Source organism: Pseudoalteromonas sp. ATL1, assembly GCF_058933015.1.
Genome location: NZ_JBZYXL010000001.1, coordinates 602,129 through 616,045 on the forward strand (window position 1 = coordinate 602,129; position 13,917 = coordinate 616,045).

Here is a 13,917-nt window from a genome sequence, read left to right on the forward strand (position 1 = left end):
ACACAATGATGAACACGCAACTAACGAATATTGAATACCCAGTAGAACTGAATGGCTTGAGCTTAAATGCTTGGATTGAGCAACATCAAGATGCCATTAGACGACAAATTGAAACACATGGCGCAATTTTACTTAGAGGTTTAAACATCATCAGTAGCGCCCAGTTTGGCAAAATTGTGACACATATGTTCAACGAAGAACTACTGACTTATACCAACCGCTCAACACCAAGAAAAGAGCTAAAGGGTAACGTGTATACCTCGACAGAGTATCCGCCAGAGGAGTCAATTCCACTGCACAACGAGAATGCGTATTCACATGAGTGGCCGATGAAGCTGGCATTTTTATGCTTAGTAGCGCCGAGTGAGCAAGGTGAAACGCCAATTGCTGATAGCCGTAAAATCTATCAGCGCATACCTGCGCATATTCGCGAAAAATTTGAGCAAAAAGGTGTGATGTACCTTCGTAACTATGATGCGGTGGGTTTACCTTGGCGTGAAGTATTTCAAGTTGAAACAAAAGAAGAAGCACAAGCGTATTGTCTCGCCAATGACATTCAATTTGAATGGTTAGATGACGACAGAATGAGAACCCGTCAGATCTGCCCTGCAGTGCAAGCACATCCGATCACGGGCGAAAAGGTGTGGTTTAACCAAGCACACTTATTCCACGTCTCTAACCATAAAGAAGACAACCGCAAAGCATTGCTTGAAACATTTGCCATTGAGGACTTACCTCGTCACTCATTTTACGGCGATGGCGAGCCCATTGAAGAAGAATATCTAGAGATTATTCGTGAAGCCTTTTTGGCTGAAAAAGTAAAATTCACCTGGCAGCGTGGCGACATGATGATCATTGACAACATGCTGTATTGCCATGGTCGTGAGCCGTATGCAGGTAATCGTCGCATTTTAGTGTCGATGGTTGAAGCAAACTCATTGAGCGCACAAGCGCAAAGAGGTGAGCAAAATGAGTGTGCTTGATCTATTACGCGAGTTAAATACGCTCGGCATTAATCTGTCGTTGAACGGTGATAACTTGAAAGTGTCGGGTGATAAATCGGCACTGACAGAATCGCTGATCACTGAACTTAAAGAAAATAAAGCACAATTAGTTGCATATTTAAAGCAATCCGAAGCACTAGATGAAGACATTCAGCCGTTAAGCGAAGCACAACGCCAACAGCCATTACCTTTGTCGTATAACCAAAGACGCCTATGGTTCGTTGAGCAATTGGCTGAACAAAACTCTGCTTACAACGGTGCCTGCGCGTTACGCGTGGGCGGTGAGTTGCAAGTAGAGATAGTCAAAAATGCGCTAACCGAGTTGGTTCAGCGCCATGCGAGTTTGCGCACGGTATTTGGCCAAACGGATGGTGAGCCATGGCAAAAACTGCAATCTGTCGCACAGTTTCCACTGCGATATGACGATCTTAGTCACTTAACAGGCGAAGCCCAACAAGCTGCGTTACATCAGGTTAAGCAGGAAGTGGCACAACAGCCATTTTTGCTTGATAGCGATCTGATGCTGCGTGCGGCACTGATTAAATTGGCCAATGATGATCACTGCTTGGTATTGGTTGTGCACCACATTGTGTCTGATGCGTGGTCGCAAACGATCCTGGTGCGTGATTTTGGCGAAATCTATCACAGCCTTGCTAATGATGTGGCGCTGAACTTGTCGCCATTAGCGCTGCAATATATTGATTATGCCGTATGGGAGCAAAATACCTTACAAGGCCCGTTGTTAGAGCAGAAGTTGGCTTTTTGGCAGACTGCACTGCAAGGTGCACCGGGTGTACACGAAATTCCATTGGATAAAGCGCGACCTGCAGAGCAACGATTTAATGGTGAGCGCTTCAGCACAGAGTTGGATAAACAACTCAGTGATTGGATTAAAGCAAAAGCATTGCAAGCGGGCACCACTGTTTATGTGGTAATGCAAACCTTATATGCGATTTGGGTTGCGCGTGTCAGCAATCAACCTGATGTGGTCATGGGGACGCCAGCGGCAAACCGCAGTCACCACAACACACAAGCAATGACAGGATTCTTTTCCAATACGCTTGTACTGAGAAACAGTATTGCGCCAGAAGCGGATTTTGACACCTTGCTGCAAGCGAATAAAGCGCAGTTGAATCATGCATTCGCGCATCAGGATGTGCCATTCGATATGCTGGTAGAGCGTTTAAACGTGCAACGCTCTAAAGCCATTAATCCGCTATTTCAGCTCTGGTTCTCTGTTCACCAAAATCGTCAAAATGAGATGTTATTTAACGGCCAAGCTGTCGAGCTGGAGCGTATTGAGCAGCAGCAAGCTCGATATGATTTGAAGTTTGAAGTGAATGTCAGTGACGAGCACTGTGAATTGGTGTGGGAATACAACACCGATCTCTTCTTAGGTGAAAAAATAGCGGCCTTTGCCAAGCAATTTCAAACCTTAGTCGCGCAAATCAAAGCGCAATCAGACGTGCCTGTATGGCAGTTGCAGATGGACGAAGTAACCGTCTTCGTTCCACAGACCACACGCACACAAGATGAGCGCGAGTCGATATGTGCGCGTTTTGCCGCGTGTGTAGAGGCAACGCCTGAACGCATCGCGATCGTCGAAGGAAGCGTTCAGCTAAGTTATGCCGAGCTTGATCGACAAAGTCATCGCCTAGCAGCCTTTTTGCAAGAGCAAGGTATTGAGGTGGGCGATTTTGTTGGCGTGTGTGCAGAGCGCTCAGTTGAAGCAACGATTGCTTTACTGGCGATTATCAAAGTGGGTGGCGCGTATGTGCCAATGGATCCGACTTTCCCTGCCGCGAGATTGGCTCACATTGCCAGCCAGAGTCAGCTTGAATTTGCCCTAGTGTCTACAGCGGCCAGTAATGATTTTCCATTGACTGATGTGGAAATGGTGAGCTTAAGTGGCGCAGAGCAAGCTGATTGGCTTGAAGACTATCAAGATGTTGAATTAACAACCGTAGACGCCAATGCACAAGATGCTGTGTACGTTATTTTTACCTCTGGGTCGACAGGATTGCCCAAAGGGGTGCCGGTGAGTCATAAGAACTTACTTAACTACCTTGATCAACTGACTTTACGTTATCCATTTGCAGCCGGTTTGCACTATGCACAAACCGCGACATTGGCCACTGATTTAGGCAATACCATGCTATTTGGTGCGTTGCTTGGTCAGGGAACGCTGCATGTACTAAACAAAGACATGGTCATTGATGGGGCTGCCGTTGCCGACTACTTTGCAACACATCACATTGATGTTGCTAAGTTTACGCCTAGCCATTATGCCGCGCTGTTAGACAGTGCGCCCAATGCCAAGGTGTTACCAAAAGCATACTTATTACTCGGTGGTGAGAACTTCTCTATCGCGCTCAGAGATAGCATTTTGGCACTTCGTGCTGAGCAAGATAAGCCGTGCAGAGTCATTAACCATTATGGCCCAACGGAAGCCACCATTGGTTGTTTAACGCATGAAGTATCTGGTCAAGAATCACAGCGTTCGGTGCCCATAGGTAAACCTTTTGACAACTTATTGGGCTTAGTGATGCAGGGCGATTTGCCTGTACCTTGTGGTGTTAAAGGGGAATTAGTGATTATTGGTGACTCAGTGACCGATGGTTATTTAGACCCATCAGCGAACGCAGGGCGGTTTGTTGAACTAACGCTTGAGCAGCAGACCTTTATGGGCTACCGCACAGGCGATTTAGTTGTGCAAGATTTAGAGGGCAATATCAGTTACCTTGGCCGTGCAGATGATCAAATAAAAGTGCGAGGCTATCGCATTGAAGTGGGTGAAATTGAGCATACTTTGTTGACCTGTGAAGCGGTTACACAAGCGTGTGTACTGGTTAGAGATGTTGACTCACAGGCGATGCTGGTTGCGTACGTTGTGGCTGATGTCACGACACAGCACCTTAAAAACTACCTAAAAGAGCAACTCCCTGCTCACATGATACCCGATCACATTATCGAACTAGAGCAGCTACCTTTAACCGCCAACGGTAAGCTAGATCGCGGTGCATTACCCATGCCTTCTGATAGTGCAAGCTATCAGTTTATCGAGCCAAGCACGGATACTGAAACAACCTTACAGGCGCTTTACCAAGAGCTATTGGGACGAGACAAAATCAGCGCGAACGCGCACTTCTTTGAGTTGGGAGGCCATTCATTATTAACCACGCGGTTACTTGCTCGAGTGCGTCAGGCATTCGCTGTTGATTTACACATTCGCGATATTTTCGATACGCCAGTACTGAGTGAACTCGCCACTGTGATTGACCATGCGCAAGGAGATGACAAGCAAGCGTTACGCATGCCTGCGCTGACTCAATCCGAACAGGCTCCGCTTTCATATGCACAGCAGCGTTTATGGTTTATCGACCAATTTGAAGGGGGAAGTAGCCACTACAACATGCCGGTCGCATTAAATGTGGCTGGCCAGCTTGATGTTGCTGCGATTCAATATGCGGTAGAAAACATTGTTATGCGTCATCAGGCGTTGAGAACGAACTTTACCAATGTTAATGGCCAGCCAAGCACACAATTGCAAGTCACGCCTAAGGTTGAAATTGCGCTGCATGATTTAACAATGCAATCAGACTCAGAGTCGGCGCTCAATGAACTGATTAAAGCACAACACCAACATCGCTTTGATTTAAGTTCAGATCTGCTGATCAAAGTGGGCTATATCAGTGTGTGTGACACGCGCAGTGTGTTACTGATCAATGTCCACCATATTGCCAGTGACGGTTGGTCTATGACTAACTTAATGCAGGAGTTTACTCACTTTTACGAGGCATATACTGAGCAATCAAGTGCCACGCTTGCTGAGCTTGCGATTCAATACAGTGACTATGCCGCATGGCAAAAACAGTATATGGCGTCAGCAGTCGGTGCAGCGGATCTTGAATATTGGCACGCTCAGCTATCTCAATTGCCTGCGGTGCATAGTTTTCCACTTGATTATGCGCGTCCAAATGAACCTGCTTTTGAAGGGGCTAAAGAGAGCTTTACATTAAGTGCCGAGCTACTTAACAAGCTTCAAAGCATCGCGCTTGAGCAACAATGTACCTTGTCCACCTTATTGCATGCCTGTTATTCAGTGATGATCAGTGAGTATGCGAATGAGCAAGACATCGTGATCGGTATGCCTGTTGCGAATCGCGAAGATACCCGCTTGGAATCGCTAATTGGCTTCTTTATCAATACCCTTGTATTGCGTGTTAAACATCAGCAAGGTGAAAAATTCAGTGCCCTTTTAGCCAGAGTAAAACAAACGCATTTAGATGCGTTGGCACATCAAAACATGCCGTTTGATTATCTGGTTGAGCAGCTTAACCCAGAGCGCAGCCAAGCATACGCACCACTATGTCAAATCATGTTCAGCATGAGTAACTACGCGCTACCGAATTTACAACTAGCGGGTCAAACGCTGACACCAATTGAGGCGGATGATGCTAAATCCAAGTTTGATCTGCTGTTAAATGCAAGACAATTTGGTGAGCAAATGAGGCTGACGTTGCAATATGACGCTGCTTTGTTCAGTGCAGGTACGATACGCAGCTTCTGTACGCGTTTAAAATATTTTATCAACGAGCTGGCAAAACAAGGTGATGGTGAAATTCGTGAGTTGATGGCTTTACGTCATGAAGAAGTCACGCAGTTGGCACAGTTCAATGCATATGCGCCACAACAACATCCATTTGCTTGTATTCACCAATATGTTGAGTCAGCAGCACAAGCGACGCCGCAGCAAGTGGCACTCACAGATGCTCAAATCAGCATGAGCTATGAAGCGCTTAATAACAGAGCGAACCAATTAGCACGTTTACTCCAGCAGCAGGGGACTGGCCAAGGCGACTTTGTTGGCATAGGTTGCGAGCAAGGTGCACCGATGGTTGTGGCCATGTTGGCCATATTGAAAGTGGGTGCAAGCTATGTACCACTTGATTTGAGTTATCCGGTTGAACGTTTGGTTGGCATGATTGCTGATACTCAGGTAACAATGGTGTTATGCGATGCGAAAAATGCCTCATCAGTCAGTGCCTTGCCAGCACATGCTGTTTGTATGGACTCGGCTGAAACCCAATCGCTTTTAGTGGCATTGTCTGCAGACAACCTGAGTTTAAAATTGACCGCCAACACGGGGGCATACATCAACTTTACGTCAGGCTCAACGGGTCGACCTAAGGGGGTACTGGTTCCACACAGCGGCATAGTACGACTTGTTGTTGATGCCAGCTTCATTCGTTTTGATGCAGAAGATTGTGTCGCACAAGCGGCAAACCCATCTTTTGACGCCACGACATTAGAGGTGTGGGGCGCGCTTGCCAACGGTGCACGTTTGCACTTTGTAGACAAAGACACCTTGCTCAGCGCAACACACCTGAGTCAAGCAATCGCTGAACATCAAATTACCACCATGTTCTTAACCACGTCATTGTTTAATCAATTGGCAAACACCAAACCAGATGCGTTTGCTGGCATGAAATATGTGGTTGTGGGTGGTGAAGCACTGAATGTGCAAAGCGTGAATAAAGTCATCGCGCATGGCAAACCACAGCACTTATTGAATGGTTACGGGCCAACGGAAAACACCACATTTACTGCCGTGTATGACGTGCAAGAGCAGGCCGAACGTGCTATTCCGATTGGGCCAACGATTGCGGGTACACAATGTTATGTTGTATCTCAACAAGGTGACTTGTTACCGCAAGGTGCCGTGGGTGAGCTTTATGTCGCAGGGCAAGGCGTTGCGCTCGAATATGTGGGTCAGCCAGAGCAAACGGCAAGTAGTTTTGTGACTTTGCCACAAATAGATGAACCTGTTTTATATAAAACTGGTGACTTAGTGCGTTGGCGTTCGGAAGGGGTGCTTGATTACATAGGTCGTCGTGACCATCAGGTGAAAGTACGCGGCTTTAGAATTGAAGTGGGTGAAATCGAATTAGCACTGGCACAGGTTGAAGGCGTAAAAGATAGCTGTGTTAATGTGATGGTAGACTCAGTTGGCACTAAACGTTTGGTGGCTTATTTTACCGCAGAACAAGTCGAAAAAGCGCTTGATAGCTCAGTGGTAAAGGTCGCATTGCAAGATGTTTTACCTGATTACATGGTCCCAAGTGAGTTTGTTCTACTCGACTCATTACCGCTCAATGACAACGGTAAATTGGATAGGGCAGCTTTACCTAGCCCAGATTTTAGTCAAAACACTGGCGATGAGTTTGTCGCGCCACAAGGCCAAGTGGAAACAACCTTAGCGGCGATTTTCCAAAACTTATTGGGCGCGTCGCAAGTCAGTCGTCATAGCGACTTCTTTAGACTTGGTGGGCATTCTTTATTGGCAACCAGATTAGTGGGTGAAGTCGAAGCGCAATTATCGATTACGTTACCTATTAAGGTGGTGTTTACCCACTCAAAGCTTGCTTCACTTGCGAAATGGATTGAAGAAGAAGGTGATGCAGTCAAGTTACCAGCGATTGTTGCGGGTAACGTTGGTGAAAAAGCGCCATTGTCTTTTGAACAACATCGTCTGTGGTTTATCGACAATGTTGAAGGCGGCAGTGCGCAGTACAACATGCCTGTTGCCTTTACATTACGCGGTGACTTGAATGTTGACGCGTTACAGCATGCCTTTGAACAGCTTATTGCAAGACATGAGATATTGCGCACCGCTTACCAAGAGAGCGACGGCCAAACATGGCAGTTTGTAAGCCCTCAAACGGAATTTGCCATTGCACATCACGATATCAGTGAATTACCAGAGCAGCTACGCGATACGCAAATTCAAACGCTATTGGGCGATGCAGCACAACAACCATTTGATCTATCACAAGCACCGATGTTGCGCGTCACTCTGGTCAAAGAAAGTGACGCATTGCATCACGTCTTGATCAATATTCACCACATCGCGTGTGATGGTTGGTCGATTGGTATCATCGTCAAGGAACTCAACGCGTTATATTGCAGCTATGTCGATGGTAAGCATGCCAACCTTGATGCGTTACCTATCCAATTTAGCGACTATGCGCTTTGGCAAACTCAAAACTATCAAGGCGAGTTTGTGGCGCAACGCAAACAATACTGGCTTGATAGATTGGCGGGCATTCCGGTTGTGCATGACATTCCACTGGATCACCCAAGACCGGCTCGAATGACTACCAACGCGCAACAGTTGTGGTTAACGCTTGATAAAGAGACGACGGCGCGCCTCAATACGTTTGCGCAGGATCGCGATGCGACCTTGTTTATGTTACTGCAATCAATCTATGCCATGACGGTCGCGCGCTGGAGCCGAACAACGGATGTGGTGATTGGTTCGCCGGTTGCTGGACGTACCAATAGCAGTATTGCCGATCTGGTAGGCTGTTTTGTTAACACCATCGCCATTCGTAACAACGTTAATTTTACTCAGAGTTTTGAGCAGTATTTTGCGCAAACCAAAGCGGAAATTTTATCTGACTTTGCACATCAAGAACTGCCATTTGATAGCTTGGTAGAAGCCTTAAATCCGCCAAGAAGCACCAGTCATTTACCGATATTTCAGCTGTGGTTTGTGCTACAGAACATGTCGTCAGAGGAATTGGATTGGCCTGGTTTAGACATGATGCCAATCGAGCTTGAAACCACTCGCGCTAAGTTTGACATCATGCTCAGTGCCACCGAGAAACACGGTGAGATAGCCCTGCACTGGGTTTATAACAGCGACTTATTTGACAGTGAAACCATTGATGCCATGGCGCAAAGCTATATGACATTAATTGATGCGGTGTTAGCCACGCCCCAGCAGCCAGTTGGCGCGCTGAACATGGTCAATGAAGTACAAAAACAACAGCTTGATGCACTGCAAAATGCAGCGCCAATCCATGATTCTAATGCACCTGTCAGTGTGGTTGAACAGATCGCGCGTTATGCCGAGCAAAAGCCAGAAGCATTAGCCATTGAATATCAACAGCAGCAACTGAGCTTTGCACAGTTGATGGCGCGGGCTAATCGCTTAGCTGCATTGCTCAGCGAGTCGGGCATTGAAGCAGGAGAGTGTGTTGGTATCTCGAGTAGCCGCTGTGCTGAAATGCTGATTGCGATTGTCGCCACTATGCGTTTGGGTGCCGTATTTGTACCACTTGATCATAAAGCCCCCGTAAAACGTCTTGCTTACATTTGCGAAGACAGTGGCATTGAAACCATTCTTGCTGTGGGCTCTGAAGTCGACCAATTCGACGCGTTAGGCTTAGATATCATCATGCTTGACGGTGCGGCCAGCGAAGCGGATTGGTTGGCAGGCAGTGAATTACCTGAGTGTGAGTTCCCACTGGCGACGCAGCTTGCTTATGTGCTTTATACCTCAGGGACAACTGGCCAGCCAAAAGGGGTGAAAGTGAGCCATGGTAACTTGGCTAGCCTGACATACAGCTTGCATGAGCTACTGCAAGCACAAGGTCTGACAGGGGAATATCGATGGGGTTGGAATGCACCGTTGATGTTCGATGCTTCACTACAGGCAGTGACCCAATTAGGACTGGGTGCCAGCGTGGTATTGCTGGATGAAGCAACGCGTATGGAGCCGAGCCAATTCGCCGCGTTCTTGAAAACACAGCAGATCGACATTTTTGATTGTACCCCAGCGTTTGCCGAGCTGTTACTCAATGAAGCGGATTTAACAGAGCAACAGTTACCGTCATTAATCGTGGGTGGTGAAGCGGTTAGCGCGCAACTATGGCAAAGAATTGGTACGCACATGCGTCAAGGTGGGCATTTTGCAATTAATGCGTATGGTCCGACCGAAGCCACTATTGATGCAACCTGTGCGGTGATCACTGAGCAGTGGGACAGCCATATTGGTCGACCGCTGAGCAACACTCGTATTCACATCGTGGATGAACAACAGAATATTGTACCGCCAGGTATGGCCGGAGAATGTTGTATTGAGGGGGCTGGGGTTAGCCAGGGTTACTTAAATAAACCGGAATTAACGCATCAACAGTTTGTGGAAATTGAAGCCTCAGATGGTTGTGCAGCGCCTGTTTATAGAACGGGGGATCTCGTGCGCTGGCGTCCAGATGGTAACTTGTCTTACCTTGGCCGTATCGATAATCAGGTGAAGTTACGTGGTTATCGCATTGAATTAGGTGAAATTGAAGTCGCACTGACAGCAATGGCTGAGGTATCACGTGCCGCAGTGGTGGCTAAAGATCAACGCTTAGTGGCCTATGTGGTCCCTGCACAGTCTGAACTATTGAGTGATGATGCGCTGGTTAAAACACTGCGCGAAACACTGGCTGATTACATGATCCCTGCGCAATTTATTTACTTAGATGCGCTCCCTGTGACGGCTAATGGTAAAACAGATTACCGCGCATTGCCTGATGCTAAAACAGATGCCTCTGTGCGCTACGTTGCAGCGCAAACGCCTGATGAAGCACAGCTACAAGCGATTTGGTGTGAGCTGTTAAAACGTGAAGCTATCAGTTGTGAAGACAACTTCTTCACTCTCGGTGGGCATTCACTCTTGGCAATTCGTATGAACAGTGCCGTCAAAGAGCGTATGCAAAAACGTTTTGCACTTCAGACACTGTTTGAATACCCAACAATCAAACAATTAGCGCCGCAACTGCAAGCGTTTAACGAGCAAGGCATCATGCCTGTTGCGGATGATCTACGCGTTCCTCTGTCATATGCCCAACAGCGTATGTGGCTGATTGAACAGATGGATGAAGGCAGTGTGCATTACAACATACCTTCCGTGTTCCATCTGCATGGTCAGCTAGACATAGAGGCATTGCAGCATGCACTGCAAGTGATCGTCACTCGTCATGCATCATTACGCACTGTGATTGCCATAGATGATGAAGGTGCTTATCAGCACGTGAATGAAGTGTCTTATGTACCGCTGTCGGTCACCGATCTGACGCAAATGGATGAGGTGGATGCACAACAAAAAGTACGACAGTTGGTCAGAGAAGATGCACTTAAACCATTCAATCTGACCCGTGATTTAATGCTCCGAGCGGGCCTTATCAAGCTCAATGAGCAACACCATGTGATGACGTTCAACATGCATCATATTGCATCGGATGGCTGGTCGATTAGCGTGCTCATTCGAGAGCTGACAGAGCTTTACGATGCGCATGTTCAATCACGTACCGCGCAGCTTCCAGCATTGCCAGTTTCTTATAGAGACTATACGCACTGGCAGCAATCAGCGGCATCAAAGGCGAAACTAGACAGTGACAAAGCGTATTGGGTTGAGCAGCTACGTGGCTTACCTCAAGTACACAGTTTGCCGCTAGATAAAACACGCCCTGCTCGCCAAAGCTATCAGGGGGCGATCATTGAGCGCCACTTAAATGCAGACGCGTTAGCGAACCTAAAAGCGTTCTCTGAGCGCCATGGTGTGACCTTGTTTATGACCCTACAAGCCACGTTAGCGGTGCTGCTATCACGTTGGAGTAATGAACAAGATATCGTGATTGGCACGCCAGTTGCGGGCCGCACGGAGCAGGCTTTAGAGCCGATGATAGGGTTCTTCCTTAATACCTTAACATTGCGCAATAACCTGCAAGACAACCCGAAATTCATTGATTTCTTGGCGGCGACAAAAGACATGGTGCTCAATGCATTTAAGCACCAAGACTGTCCATTTGAGTTGCTTGTGGAAGAGCTAAAACCTGAGCGTAGTGCCAGTCACTTACCACTGTTCCAGATCATGTTTGTGTTGCAAAACCAAGGACAAGAAACGCTGAGTTTACCGGGTATCGACTTTGTGCCTGCTGAGCGTGAAGAGATTGTCTCTAAATTTGACTTACTGCTGAATGCGGTGGAAGTGAACGAACAACTCGCCTTGTCATGGGACTACAACATCGATCTGTTCTTTGAACAGACCATTGAGCGTATGGCAGATGGTTTCATGTGCTTGTTAGAACATATTTTAACGGCACCGGAAAAAACCATTGAGGGATTAAACTTACTGCCACAAGCGCAGCGAAGTGAAATGCTGTATGACTGGAATGATACCGCGCGTCCATTCCCTGATGACAAGTTGATGCACCAATTGTTTATCGAGCAGGTTGCAAAAACACCGAGTGCCACGGCGCTTTTCGATGAACATGGCAGCATGACATATCAAGCGCTTTACCAAGCGGCGGTGGCGTTACAAACGCACATTGCGCAGCAACAGTTCCCTGTTGAAAGCTTAATTGCGGTGCGTTTACCAAAAGGGCGTTGGCAGCTGGTAGCAACACTCGCCATTATGATGTCTGGATGTGCTTACTTGCCACTGGATGTAACTTGGCCTGCACAGCGTTGTGACCAAATACTTGAACACGCTAATGCCGTTATGGTGATTGTGGGTGAGCAGCCTCAAGATGACTTAAATGCGGTGGTGCCTCAGCTAAGTGCAATGCAGCCTGTTGATGAAACGATGGATGTGGTGCAGCACAGCACCGCGTTTGAATATGCTCAGCAAGTCACCGATTTAGCCTATGTCATCTTTACCTCTGGTTCGACGGGTAAGCCTAAAGGCGTAGCGATTGAGCATCGTTCAGTGGTTAACACCTTGGTGGATGTGAATAACACCTATCAAGTGACAGAGCAAGATAGTGTGCTGGCTATTTCCGCACTGAGTTTTGACTTATCGGTTTATGACCTATTTGGCTTGTTGGCTGTGGGCGGCACGGTGGTATTCCCGCATCAACTACATCAAAAAGATCCAAGCCACTGGCGTGACATGGTTGAACAGCATGGCGTGACCATTTGGGATACGGTCCCAGCCTCGGCCGAACTACTGGTGAGCGAATATGAGCAGCGCAACTTATCGGGTTCAACTCAATTACGTGTTGTGATGATGAGTGGTGACTGGATCCCGCCGACGTTGCCAAACCGACTATGGCAGACATTCGCCAATGCCAAAGTATTTAGCTTAGGCGGCGCAACGGAAGGGTCTATTTGGTCAATTTCGTATCCAATCATTGCAGATACCAGTGAGCGCAAGAGCGTGCCATATGGTAAGCCAATGACAAACCAGAAATTCTTCATACTGAGCAAAGACTTGGAACCATGCCCTGTGGGCGTGATGGGAGAATTACACATTGGTGGTGTGGGTGTGGCACGTTGTTACTACAACGACGAACAGCGTAGTGCTGCAAGCTACATTTATCACCCTGAACTACAGGAGAAACTCTATAAAACCGGCGACATGGGTCGGTATATGGCAGATGGCAACATCGAGTTCATTGGCCGCATAGATCATCAAGTGAAAATACGTGGTTTCCGTATTGAGTTGGGTGAAATAGAGGCCGTATTGGGGGCCCATGAGCATGTCAGTGATGTCATTGTCACAGTGCAAGAAGATCCAAACCAAGTGAAGCAGCTCGTGGCTTACTTGGTGCTCGAGAGCGAATTACAAATTTCGCATATCAATGAGCAAGCGGTACGCGGGTATCTGGCAACCAAGCTGCCAAATTACATGATACCGAGCAAGTTCTTAGTACTGGAGCAATTGCCACTGAGCGCCAATGGCAAGGTAGATAGAAAGCAATTACCAGAGCCAAATTGGCAAAGCCAACGAGCGCTGGTGCCAGCAAGTACGCCTACAGAGCAAATTGTGGCGGATATTTGGGCGCAAGTGCTCTCCCACACAGAAGTCGGTGTTGAAACCAACTTCTTCGAATTAGGGGGAAGTTCCGTTCATTTGATTCAAGTTGCCAGCAAGATCAACGCAAAGATGAACACAAGCTTCAATGTTGTTTCTTTCTTTGAGCATTCAACCGTGAGGGAAATGGCGAGCTTTATTGACCTGCAAATGAACCAACAAAGTGATGCAGAGCAAGCGGAACACAACCAAGCTCGTCAAACGCCAAAACGAACAAACAAGCTCGCACAAAAAAGAAAGAAAAGAGCCTAAACAGAGGAATGA

General features: G+C 47.3%; 2 protein-coding genes. Both read left to right on the forward strand.

Annotation, left to right across the window (positions count from 1 at the left end):
* The first annotated feature begins 5 nt into the window (after window positions 1–5).
* Window positions 6–983, forward strand: a complete 978-nt coding sequence (locus tag AC5FX4_RS02725) for a TauD/TfdA family dioxygenase (RefSeq protein ID WP_493604984.1) — start codon at window positions 6–8, stop codon at window positions 981–983.
* The gene (locus AC5FX4_RS02730; RefSeq protein ID WP_493604985.1) at window positions 970–13,905 is read left to right on the forward strand and encodes an amino acid adenylation domain-containing protein; all 12,936 of its coding nucleotides are present in this window, start codon (window positions 970–972) and stop codon (window positions 13,903–13,905) included. The genes AC5FX4_RS02725 and AC5FX4_RS02730 overlap by 14 nt, the downstream gene beginning before the upstream one ends.
* The last annotated feature ends 12 nt before the right edge of the window (window positions 13,906–13,917 follow it).